General features: G+C 24.4%; 17 protein-coding genes and 1 pseudogene. 2 read left to right on the top strand and 16 right to left on the bottom strand.

The features are described 5' to 3' along the window. Nucleotides 1-720: hypothetical protein (locus AVBRAN12647_RS08420; RefSeq protein WP_336615016.1), on the top strand; the 720-nt coding region annotated here is incomplete at its 5' end. 769 nt (nucleotides 721-1,489) lie between these two features. Here AVBRAN12647_RS08420 and ppa read toward each other — a convergent pair. From ppa to AVBRAN12647_RS08465, 9 genes are all read right to left on the bottom strand, one after another. After that, nucleotides 1,490-2,005 carry an inorganic diphosphatase gene (ppa, locus tag AVBRAN12647_RS08425; protein WP_214118956.1) on the bottom strand — a complete coding sequence of 172 codons (516 nt, stop codon included), beginning with the start codon at nucleotides 2,003-2,005 and terminating at the stop codon, nucleotides 1,490-1,492. A gap of 14 nt (nucleotides 2,006-2,019) precedes the next feature. Beyond that, nucleotides 2,020-2,586 carry an adenylate kinase gene (locus AVBRAN12647_RS08430; RefSeq protein WP_267523145.1) on the bottom strand — a complete coding sequence of 189 codons (567 nt, stop codon included), beginning with the start codon at nucleotides 2,584-2,586 and terminating at the stop codon, nucleotides 2,020-2,022. Between the two features lie 19 nt (nucleotides 2,587-2,605). Further along, complete coding sequence (locus AVBRAN12647_RS08435; protein ID WP_214120547.1) at nucleotides 2,606-4,219, bottom strand: polysaccharide biosynthesis/export family protein; 1,614 nt, start codon at nucleotides 4,217-4,219, stop codon at nucleotides 2,606-2,608. Continuing rightward, nucleotides 4,219-5,307, bottom strand: a complete 1,089-nt coding sequence (locus AVBRAN12647_RS08440; protein ID WP_239802671.1) for a capsule biosynthesis protein — start codon at nucleotides 5,305-5,307, stop codon at nucleotides 4,219-4,221. The genes AVBRAN12647_RS08435 and AVBRAN12647_RS08440 overlap by 1 nt, the downstream gene beginning before the upstream one ends. Next, on the bottom strand, nucleotides 5,307-5,969 hold the full coding sequence (locus AVBRAN12647_RS08445) for an ABC transporter ATP-binding protein (protein ID WP_239802670.1): 663 nt from the start codon (nucleotides 5,967-5,969) through the stop codon (nucleotides 5,307-5,309). Before AVBRAN12647_RS08445 ends, AVBRAN12647_RS08440 begins: the two co-directional genes overlap by 1 nt. Beyond that, nucleotides 5,966-6,727, bottom strand: coding sequence for a capsule polysaccharide transporter KpsM (gene kpsM / locus AVBRAN12647_RS08450; RefSeq protein ID WP_239802669.1), 762 nt, complete (start codon nucleotides 6,725-6,727; stop codon nucleotides 5,966-5,968). Before kpsM ends, AVBRAN12647_RS08445 begins: the two co-directional genes overlap by 4 nt. Continuing rightward, the gene (locus tag AVBRAN12647_RS08455; RefSeq protein WP_239802668.1) at nucleotides 6,728-7,927 is read right to left on the bottom strand and encodes a capsular biosynthesis protein; all 1,200 of its coding nucleotides are present in this window, start codon (nucleotides 7,925-7,927) and stop codon (nucleotides 6,728-6,730) included. Nucleotides 7,928-8,015: 88 nt separating this feature from the next. Further along, on the bottom strand, nucleotides 8,016-9,422 hold the full coding sequence (locus tag AVBRAN12647_RS08460) for a phosphomannomutase/phosphoglucomutase (protein ID WP_336615017.1): 1,407 nt from the start codon (nucleotides 9,420-9,422) through the stop codon (nucleotides 8,016-8,018). Next, a complete protein-coding gene (locus AVBRAN12647_RS08465; RefSeq protein WP_239802666.1) occupies nucleotides 9,419-10,447 on the bottom strand; it encodes a glycosyltransferase in 1,029 nt (342 codons plus the stop codon). Before AVBRAN12647_RS08465 ends, AVBRAN12647_RS08460 begins: the two co-directional genes overlap by 4 nt. A gap of 37 nt (nucleotides 10,448-10,484) precedes the next feature. Here AVBRAN12647_RS08465 and AVBRAN12647_RS08470 point away from each other — a divergent pair, with 37 nt between their 5' ends. Further along, nucleotides 10,485-13,004 (top strand): CDP-glycerol glycerophosphotransferase family protein, encoded by a 2,520-nt coding sequence (locus tag AVBRAN12647_RS08470; protein ID WP_336615018.1) that lies wholly within the window; start codon nucleotides 10,485-10,487, stop codon nucleotides 13,002-13,004. Nucleotides 13,005-13,028: 24 nt separating this feature from the next. Here the strand turns inward: AVBRAN12647_RS08470 and AVBRAN12647_RS08475 are convergent, their stop codons facing one another. From AVBRAN12647_RS08475 to AVBRAN12647_RS08505, 7 genes and pseudogenes are all read right to left on the bottom strand, one after another. Beyond that, complete coding sequence (locus AVBRAN12647_RS08475; RefSeq protein ID WP_239802664.1) at nucleotides 13,029-13,760, bottom strand: glycosyltransferase family 2 protein; 732 nt, start codon at nucleotides 13,758-13,760, stop codon at nucleotides 13,029-13,031. Beyond that, nucleotides 13,760-15,319, bottom strand: a complete 1,560-nt coding sequence (locus tag AVBRAN12647_RS08480) for a capsular biosynthesis protein (RefSeq protein ID WP_239802663.1) — start codon at nucleotides 15,317-15,319, stop codon at nucleotides 13,760-13,762. Before AVBRAN12647_RS08480 ends, AVBRAN12647_RS08475 begins: the two co-directional genes overlap by 1 nt. Next, a complete protein-coding gene (locus AVBRAN12647_RS08485) occupies nucleotides 15,216-15,752 on the bottom strand; it encodes an HAD-IIIC family phosphatase (protein WP_336615019.1) in 537 nt (178 codons plus the stop codon). Before AVBRAN12647_RS08485 ends, AVBRAN12647_RS08480 begins: the two co-directional genes overlap by 104 nt. Continuing rightward, nucleotides 15,749-18,487, bottom strand: coding sequence for a hypothetical protein (locus AVBRAN12647_RS08490; RefSeq protein WP_336615020.1), 2,739 nt, complete (start codon nucleotides 18,485-18,487; stop codon nucleotides 15,749-15,751). The genes AVBRAN12647_RS08485 and AVBRAN12647_RS08490 overlap by 4 nt, the downstream gene beginning before the upstream one ends. Further along, a complete protein-coding gene (locus AVBRAN12647_RS08495) occupies nucleotides 18,484-18,711 on the bottom strand; it encodes an acyl carrier protein (protein ID WP_336615021.1) in 228 nt (75 codons plus the stop codon). The genes AVBRAN12647_RS08490 and AVBRAN12647_RS08495 overlap by 4 nt, the downstream gene beginning before the upstream one ends. A 9-nt stretch (nucleotides 18,712-18,720) precedes the next feature. Then, nucleotides 18,721-20,240 (bottom strand): annotated as a pseudogene (locus AVBRAN12647_RS08500) (amino acid adenylation domain-containing protein). 9 nt (nucleotides 20,241-20,249) lie between these two features. Then, nucleotides 20,250-22,742, bottom strand: a complete 2,493-nt coding sequence (locus AVBRAN12647_RS08505; protein ID WP_336615022.1) for a bifunctional glycosyltransferase/CDP-glycerol:glycerophosphate glycerophosphotransferase — start codon at nucleotides 22,740-22,742, stop codon at nucleotides 20,250-20,252. Nucleotides 22,743-22,765: the final 23 nt, after the last annotated feature.

The raw sequence follows: 22,765 nt of genomic DNA on the forward strand, positions 1-22,765 counted from the left end.
CTTGTTAAAGAATTTGCATTTACAATAGACCTAAATACAGCTAAAGATGAAGTAGCTAATGATAACAATGCTAATGTAGATGTGGTTGTTCCAAGTGAAGTTGTTGTAAGTAATAATCATATTACAATCAATGAAGGTATTTACTATCAAGCAAATAGCAATAGTGCTATTGAAAAAATTAATGGTTATGTAACTGATAGCGTAAGCCCAGTTATTACAGGAACTGCAAAACCAGGTTCAGAATTAATAGTAAATCTAGTTAATGATGCTACAGGTAAGGTTGAAAGCTGGACAAATATTACAATTTGGGATAGCGGTAAATTTGAAATCGGCTTAACAGGTGAAAAAGGCAACTCATATCATTATGAAGTATTTGATTGTGTAGCGTGCAAACCAGTTGGCGAACCAGCAATTAGTCATACTTTTGAAATCAATGCAGGTAACTTTATTAACCTTAACCCAAGTGCAATTTTAGGAGATGATGCTGGAATTAGTATTCCAACTATTAAAGAAGAAAAAGTTGAAGCTAAAGATGAAACTAAAGTAAATGTTGGGGATATTTTAGATACTCAAAAAGATATCTTTAATGAAACTATAGCTCAACCAACACAAGTTCAAGAGGGTTATATTAATCTAAAACTAGGTTCAGTTGCATTTGATGCGGCTTCTAAAGAATTAACACATTTAGATGAATTTAATAATATAAACCACCACTCTTAATATATAACTTGAGCTAGTAATAACTAGCTCAAGCTTTTATCTTTTTATAATATTCAAAATTATTAGAATTTTTAATTTAATTATTATTTTTTTTAATTATTCAAGCTCAATTATTTTATATTTTTATTGGTTGTTGTAAGTATATTTGTAATGGGTGTATGTTACATATAGCAAAATTTTTAAAATATTTGATTGTAAAAATTGCTTAAAACTTTGTATAATAGAGTTTTAAAGCTTTAAAATTAATATATAAAACCATGCACTTATAATATATATTTTTTTATGAAACTTTACAAAATATATAATATAAATCCTATAAATGAGTATTTTTGTGATTTTGAATATGGTTTAAGGTTTTAGCTAGTGTTAAAATAAAGTTAAAAAATATACTTTATAAAATTCCTTGCAATTCTAATACAACGCAGTTTTAAGTTAATTTCTAAAACAAATCAAATTCTAAAAATACTTTTAATTATAACTTAAAATATAGTTAAATTATATGATTTTTAATGAGTATTAAAATTAAAATGAATAATTTTATAAAGAAATTAATAAGATGCTAAATGATTTAAAATATACGCATTTATAAATAATACTAGCAACAAAATTAGTATTCACTTACAAAATTAAGTATAATAATATTTTTACTTATGTATTATTAATAAGATTTCGTATATTTTAAATTAGATTATTATGATTTGTAATTTTTATAAGAAATAAGAATATTTGATAAAATTAATCTAAAAGCAGTCTTTAAAGACTGCTAACATTATTTATAGTTTTTGATTGATTCTTCAAGTATTTTTGTAGCTTCAGCTATGCCTTTAAAATCTTGAACTTTTACCCATTTACCTTTTTCTAATGCTTTGTATGTTTCAAAAAAGTTTTTGATTTTTGCAAGTTTGTGTGGTGCTAGATCTTCTAAAGATTTGATATTATCATAGCTTGGGTCAATCTTGCTAACAGGAACTGCAAGTAATTTTTCATCCATACCGCTTTCATCTTCCATAATTAAAACACCAATTAAACGGCAAGGAATAACAGCGCCTGCTTGAACTGGGTATTCATTTAATACAAGCACATCAACAGGATCACCATCAGCTGCAAGTGTATTTGGCACGAAACCATAATTTGCTGGGTAAAACATAGCCGAATACATAACTCTATCAACCATGATTGCTCCACTATCTTTATCTAACTCATATTTAATATTTGAGCCATAAGGAATTTCTATAACTGCATTTAATTTCTCTGCATTTCCACTTTTAATTTTTGTAATATCCATTTTTTTCTCCTTGATTAGATTTTTTTCTTAATTTCTTCACTCATATTTGCAACAATTTCTTCAATTGTGCGTTCGCCGTTGATTTGTATATGTAGATTTTTTGCTTTATAAAAATTTAAAATATCAGCTAAAGGCTCGGTATATACTTTCATACGATTATTAAATACTTCTTCATTATCATCAGCACCCCTAGCACGACCTAAAACTCTATCTTTTGCCACTTGTTCGCTTACAAATACTTCAATAACAGCACTAAGATTTACTTCGTTTGATTTAGCTAATTCATTATCAAGTGCGTGCATTTGTTCAACACTTCTTGGGTAACCATCTATTAATATAACATCACTTGGAGCTTTTTTAAGTGCGCTCATAATTGTATTTACAACTATTTGTAAAGGCACTAGATTTCCTTTTGAGATAAGCTCGTTTATTTGTTTTCCTAATTCGCTTCCACTTGCAACTTCAGCTCTTAATAAATCGCCTGTTGAATAGTGTGTGTAGTTTTCGTTTTTAGCAATTATGCTAGCATCAGTAGTTTTACCGCTACCAGGTGCTCCTATAATTAAAAATAATTTTTTCATAGTGTTTCCTTTCATAAAATTAAATATCTAAAATTACTTTAGTTGCTACTGCAATTTGGTATAAAATCTGAGTTATTACACCGGTTACTTGAAGGTTGTAAGTTTCAATTTTAGGTAATACTAATACTGAATCTCCTTCATAGACTTTAGCATTTTTATCACTGCTAAAAGTTCCTAAGCTTATTTTATCTGCTTTTCCATTAGCATGTATTAATAAAATTCTTTTTTTATCAGCTCTAGTATTTAAATCCCCAGCCATTTTAATATAATCTTTTATTTTTAATTTATCTTGATGAATAAATGCACCAGGAAGAGCAACTTCTCCTTGAATTACAACTAAATTATTTTTGCTAGGTATATTAATAACATCATCATTTTCAAGAACAATTGAAGAATATAATTTTTCATCATCAATTACTATTTGTCCTTTAGGCTCAATTGCTCTAGCTCTTTCAATAAACTTTAAAATATTAGTTCCCCAATTATCTCTAATTTTTGCTTCTTCTGAAGTAGCTGAAGTTGTGGTTAGTGCTAAGGTTTCTAACTCTTTTAATTGGGCTTCAATTAATTTTTTTTGAAGAGCTGCTACGCTTTTTCTATACACTTGCACTGCTTGTTTATTAGATAAATCATTCATATTTAATAAACTAAGAGCTTCTTGCAATGTAGTTCCTTTATCTAAAACTAATGAATGTAAGCTATTATGTTCGCCTTCAATTTTTATGTTTATTTTATCTGCTGTGTAATCTGGTCTAAATTCAACTTCATCGGCATTATTAATATATACATTTTCAAATTCACTTTTTTTATAAGCATTTATACGGAGTTTGTTATTTTCATCATAACTTTTTATGATTGCATTTGTTGCAGTTGGTTTTGCATTAGATAAAATAGCTAAATCATTTAATGTTTTTAAATTCTCTCCTAATTCAAATCTATAAGGCTTTAATACATCACCACTAGCACTTGCATAGCCATTGATTTGTTTTACTAAAATTACATCGCCATTCTTAAACATAGAATAATCTAATTTGCCATTTAATAAAAAATCATACAAGTCTATTTGTTTAATTAGTTGGTTGTTTCTTAGAATTTGAATATTTCTAAAGCTTCCATATTCAAGATTTATTCCACCTGCTTTATCAATGTATTGAATTAAAGAATCCGAGCTAAGCCCTTCATAAAGTCCTGGTTTATTTACATTTCCCGTAACAAATACTGAAATATTTTGGTAAGTATCCATATCTGCGTATGAATATACATTTGATTTATAAGTATTTCTTACTTTATTTTGAATAATATTTACTAAATCTTTATTGCTAACTCCTAACAAATGAATAACTCCAACTTGTGGAATAAATATATTTCCTTGAGAATCAACGCTTGATTTTTGTTGTAATTCTACTGCACCCCAAAGCTTAATATTTATTATATCTCCTATTGCGATTTTATAATCTGGATTATAAATATGTTTGCTAAATTGCTTAAAATTACCTGAGAATAGGTGTGCTCCAAATGTTTTATTATTCACTTGTTGCGATATTTCTTCTTGAGTATTATTTACTGCTATATTTGCTACATCAACTGCAAATGCTAATATTGAAAATACTAATATATAAAATATTTTTTTCATTAATATCTATGCTCCTCTATTATTGAATATGTAAATTTAATAATTCCAAAAACTAATGTTAATATAAAAAATACTGAGAATACATCATAAATTACATTTGGATATATTGCAATTTCTGATAAAACCGGCGAAGAAATTATAATAACTTGTTTTAACTTTTTATTAGCTTCTAGTCTTGATTTTTCATAAGATGCTAGAGCTAATTTATAAGCATCTTCAGCGAATTTTAATTTAAAACTAAGATTGCTAAAATCAATTGCTAAATAATTTAATTTATCATTTTTATCTTTTGAAGTTAATTTATTAGCTTCTTTTTTTAATTGAGATTTTAGTGCGTCTAATTCTGATTTTAATGCTTTTACTTGTGGAGTATTTGAGTTTAAGTAACTATTTAATGTGGCAAGTTCTACTTCTTTTGCTATTATTTTTTCTTCTATTTGTGTTTTTATGGCTGATTGGGTTTTTGCTTGACTTACAGGGTCTAACATAGAATTTGTATTTTGAAATTTATTTATTTCATCTTGGGCTTTACTTAGCTCTAAACTAGCTTTTTCTAATTCTTCTTTTGCAAAACTCATTTGCTCTCTTGCGATTTTATGTGATATTTCGTTTATGAAATTTTCACTTTCCTTAAGTATCGTATCGGCTATTTTTTTAGAATCTTCTGGAGAAAATGCGTTAATTTTAATACTTAAAAGTCCGGTAATATCATCATAAACTACCTTTATTCTACTTTGATAATATTTTAAAAAATCTTCTTTTACATCAAGATTTTTCAAAAATAATTCATAATCAATTTTTCCTTCATACATAGCTTTGATATTTATATCTTTTTGCAAAATTGTTAGCATATCGTATGAATTTATATATTCTTTAAGATACATTAAATCTTCTTTAGATGAACTTGTAAGTCCTATTATTGGTATTAGGCTAGATGTATCAGTGGTAGTGCTTGTAGATTTTACTCCAATTATTGCTGTGCTTTCATATCTTGAACTTGCTATAAAAGCAAAATAAATCAGTGAAATTAAGCTTAAAACTATAATAATTTTAAAGCTTGTTATAAATTTTATAATCTTTTTTTTCATTAGCAACTTTCTTTATATTTATTAATTCCTTCATCTACATCATCATAGATTGTGGCTATTCCATTGTCTAAAAAAACTATTTTATCACACCAAGTTTTTATTTCGTTAATATCGTGTGAAACCATAATTACCTTTGATTTTGATAATTTTTCTTCATATATTGCACGGCTTTTTGCCCTAAAAGATGGATCGCCAACTGCTCCTGCTTCATCTATTAGATAATAATCAAAATCAAAAGCCATACTAAGACCAAATGAAATTCTACTTCTCATACCTGATGAATAGCTTCTAATAGGCTCATCAAAATAATCTCCAAGTTCAGCAAATTCTTTTACATATTCTATTTTTTCTTTTAAAGCTTCTCCACTATATCCGTAGATTCTAGCTATGAATTTGATATTATCTCTAGCACTCAAGCTTCCTTGAAATCCACCTGCAAATCCAACAGGCCAAGAAATACTCTTATCAATTATTACCTTACCACGATTAGGAATGTCAAGTCCGCCTAAAATTCTTAGCATTGTAGATTTTCCTGCACCATTTTTTCCCATTAGACCGATTGAGCAATTATCAGGAAAAGTAAAATTTAAATCCTTAAAAATATAATGCTTTTTTTTATTGTTTAATACAAAGTATTTTGTGATATTTTCAAGTCTAATCATGCAGTGCCAAGCTCCACTCTTTTTTTATAATATAAGCCAAGACTAAAAAATAATAAAACTAAAGTGCAAATTAAAGGATATTCAATATTAATTTGAGTTACTATAGGGTAGGTTTCAAAATAATTTTCTTTAAAAAGTTCAATTATATGCAAGATTGGGTTATAAGCTAGAATATCTATCATTTGGTTTGGGACTATCCATAAAGGAAACATAATAGCAGAACCAAAATACATCATAGTAAGTGCATAGCCTATAATATTTTTTATAACATCTCTACCATAAAAAACAACAGCTAGTAAAAGTCCTAAAGCAAATGCAATAATAACTAGCCAAATAAACATTAAAAGACTATAAACAATATTAAATGGAATAATATTATAGTTTATAAAAAATCCCGTTGTAATCATTAAAATACAAAAAATAACAAAATATAAAATACCTTCTAGTAAGGCTCTAGCTAAAAATACATGAATAGGGCGAACTGGCTTGTAAGTAAATAAACTTTTATTAGCTTCAATTCCATTCATTATAAAATTAACAATATTTCTAAACATAAAAAACGGAACCATACCTGTTATTAAAAATAAGCTAAAAGGAACTTGTGGTAATAATCTATTTCTAATTAAAGTAAAAATTACTAGCATAAACAAAACATGCATCATAGGTTCAAGTATAACCCATACATAACCTAAAGTTGGGTTTTTACCAAATCTAGTTTTAAGCTCTCTTAAAATAAGCGCGTTTATTATATGCCACATTTAATTTCCTATTTCAAATTCTTTGAAATTTAAGTAAAAATTTGCATTATATTGATTGTTTTTTAATAAATACCCTTGGAATTTCAAGTATAAATCATAATCGCTTACAAAATTATGAGCATTTTGCCAAAAGCTATCAAGGTCATTTTTATAGACTAAACCATCTATATTATAAATTGCATTACCCAATACTATAGTAGGGCAATTATGATAAAGTGCTTGCATTCCCACCGTGCTATTTATACATATACAGCCTTTAGCATTTTTTAAAAGATTTGGGATATTTCCACGATGAATATAAAACACCTTATCATTTATACCAAGTCTTTTGGTAAGTTCATTTATAATATTTGAATAATCAGTATATGCAATATCTAATGGGTGGTGTTTAAATATCAAAACATTATTATTTGCTCTATTTTTAGCAAATGATTTTATGGTTTTAACTATGAATTTTTTCATACCTTTGTCTTTAAAATGCTTTTTTATTTGACTATCGTTATGTACTTGAAGAACTGCTAAGAAATATTTTTTGGAATATTTTTTAGCTAAATTATCTACATTTTTTTCTAAAATTGAATATTTAGCCTTTCTATAAAAATGTCTAAACCATCTAAAAAGCTCCATTATATTTAGTGGTCTATGATAGTTTTTGTTATTATAAAATACTTGAAATATAATGCTAAATGTATAATACATTAAAGCATAAAAAGCCATTATTTTAAAACTTGATTTAAATAGTTTTGAGTTTTCTTTATAAGTATTTAGTTTTTTATAATCATTTTTATTTTTACTCATAAGTGAGTTTGCATTAACGCCAGTCATTTCGCAAGTAATATAATTTGGTCTTAAATATCCTTCTTCAAATACATATATTTTTATATTTAATTTTTTAGCTAAATTAATTGCTATTTCATGAATTGGCCTAGTATCGCCGAATAATATAATGCAAGTGATTTTATTGAGTTTATAAAAATTATCTAAGTATGATTTAAGATTGTTTAAACTTCCTTTGTAATTATATTTTGATGGATAAAATATAAAATCACCCGCCGTAAAATTAATTTTGTATATTTTATTGTTTTTATTAAGGTATTTGCTAAAACGCTTAAAAAAAGGCCCTAAAGGTCCTTGTAAAAATAAAATATTTTCATTATTAAATTTACTTATTAAACTATTTATATTCATACTTTCTTTCACTTAGAATACTACCCCCACAATGTAATATTGAGCGTGGGGGGGGTATTTTAAAATTTTTTAGTTATATTAACCTAAACTTATTAACTAATTAATTTTTAATTATTTCATCTAAAAGTTTAAAGGTAAAATCATTGATTTCTTTTAACTTATCTTCGCTGATACTTTCAAATCTAGCTACTAAATAAGGGCTAGTATTACTTGCGCGAAGTAGTGAAAATCCATTTTCAAATTCTAATCTCACTCCATCAATTTCAATTAGCTTAGCATTTAGATTAAGAGATTTTATTTTTTCTTTATAAGTATTTATTATATTAAATTTATCATTTTCATTTACTTTTATTTTTATTTCATTACTTGAATATGCTTTAGGTAAGTTATTTAAAATATCAATAAAATTAGGATTTTTTAAATATAGCTCAATAATTCTTAGCATAGAATAAATCGCATCATCGTATCCATAATATTTGTCATTAAAAAATACATGTCCGCTAAGTTCTGCTGCTAAATCTACATTTAATTCTTTTATAGCTTTTTTGATATTTGAATGACCTGTTTTACACATTGAGCAAGTTCCTAGCTCGTTGATTTTATCAAAAATCACTTTTGAGCATTTAACTTCACAAAGGATTTTAGGGTTTTTAATATTATTTGCAAATAGATAGCAAAGCTCATCACCTTTAATGATTTTATCTTTTAAAACACATACAATTCTATCAGCATCTCCATCAAAACCAAAGCCAAGTGTCGCAGTATTTTTAACATAGTTATTTTTATAAAGTGGAGTAGGGCAATGATGAGAAAAATTGCTAAAATTAAGCTCATTTTTAATAGCAAATAGATTTTCTTCTTCTGTTGGGTCTGGCTCGTGAGATTTAAACTCACCATCAAATTCACTAAAATAGTGAGCGTATTTAATATTTAAAATATCTAAAATATTTGCTACAACTTCACAAGCTGCACCACTAGCTGTATCAATTGCTAGATTTATATTGGCGTTTTTAAGATGAGCGAATTCTTTTTGCAAAAACTCAATATATTTTGTTTTAATATCTAATTCTTCATATTCGGCATTTTCAATCTTATCATCAAAATCTTTTATGTGATTTGCAACTTCAGTATAAATATCACTAAGCTCTTTTGCAAAAAAACTTTCTTTATTTATGGTGATTTTAAAGCCATTGTATTCTTTAGGGTTATGTGATGCTGTTATCATAATATTTGCATCAATTTCATAAGCGTAATTGCTAAAATATCCAAGTGGAGTAGGAACAAGTCCAAGTGAATAAACCTTAATTCCTGCACGATTTAGCCCATAAATTAAAGCATTATTTAAGACTTTATTGCTAAGTCTTGCATCATAGCCTACGCTTACGCTTTTTGCATTTTTACTAAGCATAATTTTACCTATTACAAAACCTAAAGCCTTGGTAAAACTAGGACTAATCTCAGTCCCAAAAATCCCCCTAATATCGTATTCTCTAAATATGTGTTTCATTTTGTTTTCCTTAATTTAATATCTTTAAAAAAATCTTTTGGTCTAGTAATTAATTTTCTTAATTTAGATTTTAAGCTATATTTATTATATTTTTTATCATAAGAATATAAACCTATGCTATTTTCAATGTTATATTTTTTACATAATTGTTTTAAATAGGTTATAAATTCTGGTAATTCTCTTTCATCTTTCCAAACATTATTATTTTTATAATCATACTCTTTCATTTTTTTTATAAGTAAGTCTTGGTTAGTTGATTTTTTGAAATAAAATTTATTAAACAATGGTCTATCATGCCATCTATGAATTAATATTAAATCTTCAAAAAATAATGGAAGTGTATAGTACGCCATATACTTTCTAAAACCTTTTAGGTTTGCAACTATATTTGAAGTTTCATTAATATAATAATCATTTGGTTTTTTTGCGATAGGGTTGTTTGCAATTAATCTATGAACTAATTCTAGGTCTTCGCCACCATGTCCTTGAAAATTTATATCAAATAAGCCTATATTTTTTAAATACTCCTTGTTAATAATCATAATAACCCCATTAAGACCTATATTTTCTATAAGTTTTCTAGAACCTTCTAAATAGCTATTTTTTAATATAGATAAATTTTTGTTTGTTTCAAATTCTTGTGTTCCTGTTTTGGTTAGATATACAAATGGAATTAAAATAAATTTTTTTATATTAGTTTCTAATTCTTGATTTACTTTATTTGATAATTTAATAAAAAAATTATCATCATTTAATAAATCAATATCGTAAAATAATATATATTTTTTACTAGAATGTATTATTGCTTGGTTTCTAGCGATTCCTGGAGAAAATGGATTTTGATATTTAGTGTGTATAATTTTTATATTTGGGTAGTTAGATTTTAATATTTTATTTTTACTAGCATCAGATATTATAAATTCATAGTTTGTATTTTTAAAATATTCAATTAACTCTAATGCTCTTTTATATATGAAATGTTTTTTATTTTTATAACACACAGTTGAAATTATACTGATTTGCATTTTTATCCTAAAATATTAAAAATTTTTAAAGGTTATTATGACATACAAATATAAAATTACACATTTAAATGAATTTTTTTATGATTTTAAAATTAAATTATTTAAAAAACAAATATTTAAACTACCTTATAAATCATATTCAACCTACACAATAGTCTCAGCTGTTTATAATGTAGAAAAATATTTAGATGATTTTTTTACTTCAATAATAAATCAAAGTATAGGGTTTGAAAAATCAATTCAATTAATAATGGTAGATGATGGTTCTAGTGATAATTCAGTTAATATTATTAAAAGGTATCAAAAACTATACCCAAACAATATTACTTATATTTATAAAGAAAATGGCGGACAAGCAAGTGCTAGAAATCTTGGACTAAAATATGTTAAAACTCCTTGGGTGACTTTTACAGACCCTGATGATTTTTTAGATAAAGACTTTTTTAAAAATATAGATATAGAAATATCAAAAAATAATAATTTAGCAATGGTAAGTTCAAATATTATTTTTTACCATGAAAAAGATAATTTTTATAAAGACAATCACCCACTAAATTATAAATATAAAAATAAAAAATCAATTAAAATTAAGGATTTGGATAAAAATATACAGCTTTCAGCTGCTAGTGCAATTATAAAATTTGAATTAATAAAGGAATTTAAATTTGATGAAGATTTAAAACCTTGTTTTGAAGATGCTAAATTTATAAATGAGTATTTATTGGATAATTTAGAAAAAGATGCAATATTTATTGAAAATGCTAGATATTTTTATAGAAAAAGAGTTGATGGTAATTCTACGCTTGATAAAAAATTAAAAGATAAAAGATATTTTTTAGATGTTTCATCTCGTGGATACTTAGCTTTACTTGAATATACACAAAATGAGTTAGGGTATATCCCTAATTTTATACAGCAGACTATTATTTATGATGTTTATTGGATGATAAAGGAGCTAATTGAAAATTATTTAAAAGTTATTAGTTTAGCTATTGAGGAAAAAAAATGTCTTGAAAATATACTAATAGATATATTTAAATATTTAGATGTTGATGTGATTAAGAATTCTTTTTTATTAAGAAATAATTATTTATTATTAGGAGTTTTAAAAAAATATAAAAATTATTCAGAATATACAAATGCTTGTGTTTTAGAAAAATACACAAAAAAATATTTAAGAATAAGTTATTATTCTGTTACAAAAGAAGATAAACTAGAAATTTTTATAAACAATAAAAAATTTAATATAGATTTGATTAAAATTCAACAAATTAATTTATTAGATGAATTTGTTATTTATAAGAAAATTATATATCTTAAAGAAGTAGGGTATATAAAAAATATAGAAGTAGTGTTAAATAATCAAACATTGGTTAATAAAGATAAAAGTTATTATAAAATCAAGTATTTTTTACAATTGGGTATTCAGTATGATACAACGATAAAATCAGATAATTTTGAATTTATGGAATATATAAACAATAAAAGCTTTAGTAAAAATATTCAAATAAATGAAGCGATATATCAAGAAATACGACATCATTTAGGATATAAAAAACATGAATTATGGTTATTTGCTGATAGGAAGTATAAAGCAAATGATAATGCAGAGTATCTTTATGAATATATTCAAAAAAATCATCCAGAACAAAAAATTGCCTTTGTCATAGACAAGAACTCATCTGATTATATAAGATTAAAAAACAAGAAATTTAATGTAGTATCTAGTTCTGGAATTTGGTTTAAAATACAATTGTTTAAAGCTAGAAAGATTATAAGCTCACATACTGATAATTATTTATTAAAAGGTATTGGTAAATATACTTTATTTAATAAAGATTATATATTTTTACAACATGGAGTAACTAAGGATAATATATCAAACTGGCTTAATTCTAAAGATATTTCGCTAATAATTACAAGTACAACTGATGAATATAATTCTATTGTTAGTGATTATTCTGATTATAAGCTAAGTTCAAAAGAAGTTGTGCTTACTGGCATGCCTAGATTTGAAAAACTTATAGAAAAAAGTAGGGCGATTAAACAAGAAAAGATGATTTTGATTTTTCCTACTTGGAGAGAGTATTTGGCAGATAAAATTGATAAACAAACATATAAAAGAAAGAAAAATGATAAATTTTATACTAGTTTATATTATCAAAATTATAAAGAACTTTTAACCGGTAAAGAATTGGAAGAATTGTGTAAAAATAATGGATATAAAGTAGTTTTTATGCCACATTTTGCAATGCTTGAATATTTAGATGATTTTAAATTGTCTTCTTTTGTAGAAGTTGTAAATATGCAAGATATTGATATTCAAGAATATTTATGCAAAGCTAGTATTTTAATAACGGATTATTCATCAATAGCTTTTGATTTTGCATTACTTAAAAAGAAAATTATATATTTTCAATTTAGCGAAGAAGAATATTATAGCCATATTTATGATAAAGGTTATTTTGATTATCATAAGCATGGTTTCGGTGATATTTGTGCAAATATTTCAGAAGTTATTAAAATACTAAAAGAGAATTTAAAAATTAATTTTTAATTAGTTTTGTTGAATATTAAAAAATTATTTATAGCTTTCAATTTCTTTTATTATCATTTCATATTCATTAGGTGTTCCACAGGGGATAATTTCGTTTTGTTTTATCTGGTAGTATTTAATTACTTTTTTATCTTTTATAAGATAGTTATACATAGGTGCTATATAATATTCATTTTTTGAAGTTTCATTATTTACTAACATTGTTTGAAAAATTGTTATAAAATCGTTTGAGTTTTTAAAATAATAAAGCCCACTACTACATAAAGATGATATGCGTTCTTTTTCTGTTGTCTTTAAGACTAAGTTATCAGTGCCAGGTAGAATAAACGACCAATTATCTCCATCTGCTTCAAAAACTTCTAAATAGCCATCACAATTGGCTAAAAATTCTTCATTTGGTAATTGAAAATTAGGTCTAATTGTATCTATATTAAAAATTAAAATATCATCTTTTATATTAGACTTTTCTAAACCTAAGTATACGGTATGCGCTTGACCTAAAGTATCAAAATCTAGTTCAATAACCATATAAGTTTTTAAATTTAACTTTTTACATTCTTTAATAATAAAATCTTTAGTGCTATAATCTTTTTTACAAATAAATAAAAAATTACAGCCATTAAAATACTTATTAAAGCCACTTATTACTTCATAAAATAAAGTATTGTTATTTATAAGAAGCATATATTTTGGTATTTTATATCCTGCTTTAAAAAATCTACTACTAAGTCCTGCCATTGGAAATATTATTGTCATTATAATTCCTTAAATTCTATATATAATCTTATTGCGTTTGCAAGTAAGGCATATTGTTTTTTTAAATCATCGCTGTGAAGCGGAAGCATTGATAAAAAAAGATGAATTGTTATAATATAAATCTCTTTTATATTAAAAGTATTTTGAAAAATTTCTAAAAATTTACTTTGTATTTCATCAATACTTTTATTTTTATATAAACTAAAATCTATTATGTAATTGTCATTTGTGTTTTTAAATTTTAATTTATAGTGTTTTGCAATTATAAAATCATATAGTCCAATAATTGAATGAAATAACTTAGCATAATCATACGAACTATTTCCGTAAGGTGTTATGTTGTTTTTGAAATCCATTCCTCTAGGATCAATTGTTTTTATAGAAGCAGATTTAAAATCATATAAAATATTGCTAAAACAAAAGTCTCCGTGAATAAAACTATTTTGTTTTTGCTCTATAAGATTACTATCAATGTCCTTTATAATTTCATTTATACTAGTATTAATTTTTTGATTAAAAATAATGTTTTTATCAATGTTAAAGTTAGCTTCTTTAGAGAATTCTTTTAATCTTTGTTGTGTTTTGAATTTATAATCATAGCTAACTGCTTCTTTTGTTTTATGACTATGTAATATAGTTAGAAAATTTTTTAAACTTAAAAATATTCTTTCCCAGGTAATTTTATTGATTTTTCCAAAAACATAAAGCTCTGATAATGTATTTAAATAAAGATATTCTGTATAGTATTTGTTATTTTCTAAATAAAAATGAGGTATATATAAAGATAATTCCTTTGGTAAAGAGCCAAACCAATTTTGTTCTGCTTTTATCCTATTATCCATAGAAGAACTTTTACATACATAACCATTGATGATTTTTAAGGAATTAAATGCTCTTTCTGTGGTTATAGTCTTTTTGGTATTAAAATAATTTGTCGCAATACCACAATCAAGCCAAGTTTGATTTGTGTTTAAATTAAAATTATATTTTTTTGAATAATTTAATAGTGTTTGTTTAAAATCATAATCGCATTCAATTAGGCATTTTAAAAAATAATTTATGTTTTGAACTTCAAAAAAACCATTGAGTATATCTTTAGTATTCAATTCTTGATTATTTTTTATATGGAATATAGGCTTTGTATCTTTAAGTAGATAAGTCCAATTATAATTATCATTGCTTCTTGATACTCCTATGCTATTATCTAAAAAGTTTAAATTTTTAAAAAATGTATCACCATGTAAAATTTTTAAACCTTTTTTTAAATTTGTATTAGTTAAATTTAAACAAATTGCCTGAGATAATGATTGCCCTAATGTTAAGTTTTCATCTAGTCTTAGAATATTTATTTTAAGTTCTTTTAATTTTAGGTTATCATATTTATTTAGTTCGTAACTTTTTGGTATAGTTAGTATAATTTTATCATTTATATTTTTAAATAATGAAGATTGGTATTCATATAATTTTTTTCCGCCTACTGGTAGAAACGATGGTGGTACTTTTCCAAATTCTGTTTCTAGTTCCGGATTTACATAACGAGCAGAGGTTATGATAATCATTTATACCCCCCCCACTAATGTTTGTAACTTTATGGTCGCTTGAATTATTTGATTTTTGATGCAAAGCTTCTTTATTTAGCAATTCTTTTATTTCGTCATAACTTTTAGATATAAATTCACTAGGTCTAATAGCTTTATCATCTATATAAAATCCATCTTCTCCGCACCAAGGTTTTCCAATAATTATTTCATCATATGGGACATTGTGTTTATTTAACCACTCTATTATTTTAGGTAAAGTGTTAATATTTATCTTGCCTATATTTCCTTTATAAGTTTTCATATTTCTACTTGTGTTGATAACTAATTTAAATCCCATTTTTTTATATTCCATTAGTCTTTTAACTACTTCTTGATTGACTGGTTTATCATCATACTCACAATCTGTGTCAACTGTTATGGTTCCATCTAAATCTACTATTAATGTTTTCATTGGATTTTTACCACTCTAGTTTGTTTTTTAATTTCTTCAAAAAAATCAATAAGTTTTTTCTTTAAATTTTCATCTTGTATATTTTTAAAATCTTCTTGTAATGCTTCATCAAAATCAGGTCTTATGGATTTTGTACAAAAAGATATATCAGAGCTTTTAATTATCTTATAATCAACATTCTCTAAACCATTGTAAATTAAGTAACTTATCAATGTATCATGTGGAGAATCTTCATTAATATTGAAGATATCTAGTTTTTTTAAGCTATCTACGTAATGAAAATATTGCATGAGTTTTATCATATCTATTCTTCTTCCTATAAACGTAGTATCATCCATTCCAAATTCTGTGAAAGAAACTTGAATTTGACCATTTTGAATTTTTTGTATTTTTTCTAATGTTATTTGTTCTAAAATAGGTACATCAGGCCTTAATCTTATAATAAAGTCATATTTTATATTATTTTTTATCTCATGTTGTAACATTAGTTCGAGAGATTTTTGAATGCCATAAAACATTTTACTAATATTTAAATTTTGCGTTCTCGAATATTTTAAAAGTTGATAGTCTTTAAAGCTGTTTTCAAAATTTTTTTCGCTATCAATTAGTATATTAGTTGGATTAACATTATTGAAAAAATCATACTCTGTTTTAAGAATAATTTCAGCCGATAATACTTTAAATGTATTTGGTAAAAGTTTTTGTAATAATTCTTTATTTATTATTTCTCCAACTGCTTTATTTGAAATTTCGCTTCCAAAAAGCGAATGCCATATATTTCCGCCTCTAAATCCTGTATATAATCTAGTATTTTCCCAAGTGTGAACAAACAAATCTGCATTTAAAGGCAATAAGATATTATTTTTTAATAACTCTAACGATTTTATATAATCCCCTCTTAAAGGACCACTCATACAGACTGCTACTTTAATATTATTTAAATTTTTTTGCAATGTATTTATATTATTTAAACCATGTAATTTAATTAAACTATATACTAGTTTTTGTAATTCTTTACCACCCAAATCATTATCTTTTAAACAGTCAATTAAAAAAATTAAATTATAATTAAAATTAAAAAAGCTTTTGCTTTTTAAGATAAAATAGTGAACTATTGTTTTTACAATGTATTTTTTTCTATCTTTTGAAGTATTATATTTGTTTAAATATTGAATAATATTATTAGCAACTTCTATGTCTAGTCTGTTGTTTTCTACAAGCTTATTAAAAATTGCATTAATAATAAAAGTAAAACTCCAATGGTCTTTATAAAAATTTTTATCCTTTAATACATTATTTAAGTGCTTTATATCTAGAAATTTATAGCTTGCATATAGTTTTCTTTCACTATCATTTGAAGATAAATCTTCTATATTAATTAAGTAATAAAATTTAACTAAATTGAAAATTGCCCACATCTTATTATAGTCTTGATATGATTTATAAAATTCTTCATTTTCAAAGACTTTTAAATCGGTTGTAATATCTATTATTTCTTGATAATCACCGATGTTATATAAGAAGTCAAGATAAGTGAAAATATATTTGTTATTTAGCGCGACAATTTTTTTATATTTTTCTTTTACACCTTTATAGTTCCAATTTTTTCTATCTTGCACAATTTCATTTTTAAGCTGGTCAAGATATGCTATATCTTGTTTTATTCTTTTGTAATAATCATTAACTACATTTTGTAATTGTATGAAAATATCACCAATATGATTAAAGTTAAAATCAGAGTTATTTTGTAGCTCAATTTTTTTAATTGATTTTATAGTTTTATTGCTTATTAAGAAGCCTATTATTCCAACTTTTTCACTAAAATTACTTACATTTATACACCTAAATTCTTTAGGGCTGTCAAAATTTTTTATTGTTTTTACAATGAAGTTTTCATCAATTCTATATTCGTTAAGATATAAGTCTGCTATATGCTCCCATCCCCATAGGGTTAGGTTTGTAGCAGTGTTTGAAGTTGTTATTTTTATCAAACCATAGTTTGAATTATCCATACCTAACGCTCTATTCCATGTATGAATACTCACTAAATAATGATCATATACACTTGGTGGAAAAGTTATTTGAGTGTTTTCTAATTTTATGATATTTTGATTTTGCAGGTGATTTCTCACTTTCAATGTATTTTTATACTGCAAAGTATTATTATCCAAGACATTAAAATCAATATTATAATCTTCAATAACTTTCATAGGGTAATTAAATTTATCTATGTTTTTAGATACTTCCATTGCGAATAGGTATACGGTATCATATATTGGATGATGTTTGTCTATTTGGTTATTATAAAAATCAAATATATTTTTATCTTTAAAATAGGTAAATAAATCAATATAGTTAAACCCAAAATGTTTACATAAATTTTCTTGCGTTTTAGAATAATCATATACAACACCATCTTGTGTATACATATTAACGTAATGCCATATAATAACTAAAACTTTTTTATTAATTTTTACTAATTCGTTATAAAAATATAAGCTTAACTTTTCATGGCTTTCTATAATTTCATTTCTACTACTTTCTTCTGAAATTCCTATGATAATAAGATCTGATTTTATAATTTTATCTTTATATTTAATAAGGTGATAAATATTAGAACCCATACTTGTGTTAGAATGAGCTAATGCTAAAATGTTGTTGCCAGAATCTTTTAGTCCTTTAATGAAAGGGCCAGTCCATATCATATCACATGTTCCAAAACAAGTTATATTCATGACTTTAACCTAGTTATGAGTTTTTCTATATCATCTATACTGTTTAAATTTTCTTCTGTTATATCTCCAAAATCAATTTCAATATTAAACTTTTCTTCAAGATTACCAATTAAATTCATAATAGCTAAAGAATCTAGTATTTTATTTTGAATTAAGTTATTTTCATTTCCATTAATATTTAATTCCATATCTTCTGTTAAAATTTTTATAATTTGCTTTTTCATGTTTTCTCCTTAATAATTTTCTTTTAAATATTTTCTATCAATTTTTCCATTTTGATTTAGTTTAAAACCATCCAATCTTATAATTTTTGTAGGTATCATATAGTTTGGTAATTTATCAACCAAATATTTTTTTATATTAATTTCTTCTTCACTTTCATAAAAGCAAATGATTTCATCTTTAAAAATACAAGCTACATTTTTAATTAAATCGTGTGAATTTATAATATTTTCAATTTCACCTAATTCTATTCTATGCCCCTTGTATTTTATTTGATTATCTGCTCTTCCATAACAAACTAATTCCCCATGTTTATTATACGCGACAATATCTCCTGTGTTATAGATTAAGTCTTGATAATTATTATGTAAAGGATTTTGAATAAAGCTATTGTTAGTTTTTTTATTATCATTGTAATATCCATAGCTTACACCACAACCTCTTACAAATAAAAGTCCTTTAATGTCTACATTGTTTTTTGTTATTAGTTGCATATTTTCATCAAATACCAATAATTGTGTATTTTTATACCCCCCCCAATAGGTATTATTTCATTATCTAGAATTTCTCTTTCAAAAATATAATAAGAACAAGTATCTGTAATCTCTGTTGGTCCATATAAATTTGCATACTCAATGTTTGGAAATTGTTTTCTCCATTTATTGAAAGTTTTTGTAGGCATTATTTCACCACTCCAATAAACTCGCTTTAGTTCATTTAATTCAAGTTTATCAAAATCTTTAAAATTTGAAAAATATGTTAAAACTGTAGGAACCCAAATAATAGTGTTAATTTTCATTTCTTCTAAATATTTGATTATTTTTATAGGAAAAGCGTATGCCGAATTTGGGATTATATGCAATGTTGCACCAACCGCTATTGTTGGGAATATATCTTTTATAGAAGCATCAAAATAAAAAGGTGTTTGGTTTGCCAAAATAAAATCACTATTAAATTTAAAAGTTTCACAAATTGCTAAAGCATAATCAATCACACCTTTATGTGATATACAAACACCCTTAGGTTCGCCAGTTGAGCCTGAAGTAAATAAAACATACAATAAATTATTATCTATGTGCTCATTATATTTTTGCTTTAGTAAATCACAATCTGTACTAAAATTATCAATATCTTCAATGAATACTGTGTGTATATTGTAATTTAACTGTGTATTTTTATTGGTTATTATAATTTTTGGTTCTAATTTTGAGATTATTTTATCTAATCTCTCTTTAGGAGTATCTTCACTAAGTAAGGTATAAAAATTACCACTTTTAGCAACTGCAAAAAAAGATATTAAACAATCAATTCCTTTTGGGAGAATTATTAAAATTGGAAATTGCTCATTTAAATTATCAATGGTTTTAATAATATGACTAGCTAGTTTATCTGTATACTCATCTAGTTTACTATAAGTGATTTTATTTTTTTTATTCAAAGCTAAACTAGTAGTGAAAGGTTCTACTATAGCAACTTTATCTGGAAAATTTTTGCTTGATTTTTTTAAAAAATCTATAATATTGTTTATCATTTTAATTCCTTATAGTTTTATAATTTCTTGATAAATTCTTTCGCAGTTTTTAGAATCTTTAAATACGAAAGTATTATTAATTCTCTCTTGGTATTTTTGTTCAATATTAAAATCTAATTTAAATAAATTTTCTAATTCTTTTATTAAACTACCTTCTGTTTCAACAACTGCTCCAAACCCATCTCTTTCATATTCAAAATATCCTTGTGCATATGTGTGGTTTGCAAAAAATTCATCTTTATCAAATTGATAATAAATTACAGGTTTATTAATTAAAGCCATTTCAAATGCGATTGAAGAATAATCAGTTATCAAGGCCTTGGAAGTTATCAATTCTTCTTGTAGTGAAATATCACTTAAATTATAAAAATTAACATATTGGCTTGTTAATTTTTGGTATTCATCTTTGTAAACACTCATAGCTTGATGTAATAAGACTTTTATTTTATAATTATGAGCTTTTAGGATATCCAATACTTTTTGGTTCATTAAAAAACTTTTATATGTTTTAAAGTAATTAGAATCTATAATATCATTAATTTTATTTCTTTCTGAAGTATTGTTTTTATTAGTTACTAAATACTGTCTCCAAGTAGGCATTAGTATTATTGTATTTGTTGAATTTGTATGTTTTACAAGATGAATTAAATTATCATGTCTAGCAAAACCTGTTAATCTAGTTTCTTTATGAGAAAATTTATAATTTTCATTTGTTATAGAATTATATTCTGCCTTGGTTGCGGTTATAAGTAAATCTATAGTTTTGCCATTAAGCCAATTTGATAAATTATCTTTAGTTATACCATGCTGTAGAAATACAAATTTGGTTTTAGAGAATAAATCAAAATCATTTAAAAAATATCTATCAGCATGTGATGAAATTAAAACTTGCGTTTCTTTTGCTATTTTGTAATATGTATGAGATTTAAACTCTACTAAGTTAAAACCCTCCTCTTTTAATCTTTCCCAATCTTTTGACTTTTTATCTAAAACAAAACATATTTTTTTATCAAGATGATTTTTCATAACATATCTATATAAATGCTCTGCATTATCATCAGCCCTCATATCAGAATCTATAAATACCCAAATATTAGAATTATTTGAAGAAATTTTATTTAAATCATAAATATAATTTCCATATCCAATCATCATTTCTTTATTATCTAAATAAAGCTTAAAGTTATTTGCTAAAAATGAATACTTAATCCACACATAGTTTTCATAAATAAATATTTCATCTATAAATTTATGTTCTATTGTTTTTTTACTAATAATTTCATAATTACCGTTGTCAAATTCTACTTTTAAATTCCAGTTTTTATTTCTAGTAAAAAAACTAAGTAAAATTTCATTTTTATAATTGCATATTTTTTTGATATAACAAATATTGAAATTTGAATCTTCTTTTTTAAAGCAATTTAACATACCTATTTTATAATAAAAATCACATCCAGCGATATTAAACTTTTCAATTGTTGTAACTTTAATATGTTTAAAAAGTTCATTTAAATTTTGCTTATAAATTTTTATTTCATCTTTGTTTAACTTTGATATAGTCTTAGGGTTGTTTAATATAATTCTTATTTGCCAAATATGATGATATAGACAAACATTTTGTATAAATATATTATTATTTTTTTTTATAATTTCTAGTGTTCCATTTTTTGTAACATTTAAAAAATACTCATTATTAATTCCTTTATCAAGCGTAGAACTCTCATCAACTCTTTTTCTATAAAAATATCTAGCATTTTCAATAAATATTGCATCTTTTTCTAAATTATCCAATAAATACTCATTTATAAATTTAGCATCTTCAAAACAAGGTTTTAAATCTTCATCAAATTTAAATTCCTTTATTAATTCAATTTTTATAATTGCACTAGCAGCTGAAAGCTGTATATTTTTATCCAAATCCTTAATTTTAATTGATTTTTTATTTTTATATTTATAATTTAGTGGGTGATTATCTTTATAAAAATTATCTTTTTCATGGTAAAAAATAATATTTGAACTTACCATTGCTAAATTATTGTTTTTTGATATTTCTATATCTATATTTTTAAAATAGTCTTTATCTAAAAAATCATCAGGGTCTGTAAAAGTTACCCAAGGAGTTTTAACATATTTTAGTCCAAGATTTCTAGCACTTGCTTGTCCGCCGTTTTCTTTATGAAGTAATATTATGTTTTCAGGGTATAGTTTTTGATACCTTTTAATAATATTAGCTGAATTATCACTAGAACCATCATCTACCATTATTAATTGAATTGATTTTTCAAACCCTATACTTTGATTTATTATTGAAGTAAAAAAATCATCTAAATATTTTTCTACATTATAAACAGCTGAGACTATTGTGTAGGTTGAATATGGAATATGACTATTACCTAATTTTTTAATTATTAAACTATTTTTAGCTCTTTTTTTAATGTTATAGTCATGGAAAAATAATTCTGGATCTTTAAATAATTTTTTTACTTTTTTAAAAAATAACATGTTCTACCTTGAATATATAATCT

Source organism: Campylobacter sp. RM12647 (genome assembly GCF_020138135.1).
Taxonomy (GTDB): Bacteria; Campylobacterota; Campylobacteria; order Campylobacterales; family Campylobacteraceae; genus Campylobacter_E.

Bases quoted from the DNA above. Each gene is read 5' to 3' on its own strand.
- ppa (WP_214118956.1), bottom strand. From the start codon at position 2,005: ATGGATATTACAAAAATTAAAAGTGGAAATGCAGAGAAATTAAATGCA.
- AVBRAN12647_RS08430 (WP_267523145.1), bottom strand. From the start codon at position 2,586: ATGAAAAAATTATTTTTAATTATAGGAGCACCTGGTAGCGGTAAAACT.
- AVBRAN12647_RS08435 (WP_214120547.1), bottom strand. From the start codon at position 4,219: ATGAAAAAAATATTTTATATATTAGTATTTTCAATATTAGCATTTGCA.
- AVBRAN12647_RS08440 (WP_239802671.1), bottom strand. From the start codon at position 5,307: ATGAAAAAAAAGATTATAAAATTTATAACAAGCTTTAAAATTATTATA.
- AVBRAN12647_RS08445 (WP_239802670.1), bottom strand. From the start codon at position 5,969: ATGATTAGACTTGAAAATATCACAAAATACTTTGTATTAAACAATAAA.
- kpsM (WP_239802669.1), bottom strand. From the start codon at position 6,727: ATGTGGCATATAATAAACGCGCTTATTTTAAGAGAGCTTAAAACTAGA.
- AVBRAN12647_RS08460 (WP_336615017.1), bottom strand. From the start codon at position 9,422: ATGAAACACATATTTAGAGAATACGATATTAGGGGGATTTTTGGGACT.
- AVBRAN12647_RS08465 (WP_239802666.1), bottom strand. From the start codon at position 10,447: ATGCAAATCAGTATAATTTCAACTGTGTGTTATAAAAATAAAAAACAT.
- AVBRAN12647_RS08470 (WP_336615018.1), top strand. From the start codon at position 10,485: ATGACATACAAATATAAAATTACACATTTAAATGAATTTTTTTATGAT.
- AVBRAN12647_RS08475 (WP_239802664.1), bottom strand. From the start codon at position 13,760: ATGACAATAATATTTCCAATGGCAGGACTTAGTAGTAGATTTTTTAAA.
- AVBRAN12647_RS08480 (WP_239802663.1), bottom strand. From the start codon at position 15,319: ATGATTATCATAACCTCTGCTCGTTATGTAAATCCGGAACTAGAAACA.
- AVBRAN12647_RS08485 (WP_336615019.1), bottom strand. From the start codon at position 15,752: ATGAAAACATTAATAGTAGATTTAGATGGAACCATAACAGTTGACACA.
- AVBRAN12647_RS08490 (WP_336615020.1), bottom strand. From the start codon at position 18,487: ATGAATATAACTTGTTTTGGAACATGTGATATGATATGGACTGGCCCT.
- AVBRAN12647_RS08495 (WP_336615021.1), bottom strand. From the start codon at position 18,711: ATGAAAAAGCAAATTATAAAAATTTTAACAGAAGATATGGAATTAAAT.
- AVBRAN12647_RS08505 (WP_336615022.1), bottom strand. From the start codon at position 22,742: ATGTTATTTTTTAAAAAAGTAAAAAAATTATTTAAAGATCCAGAATTA.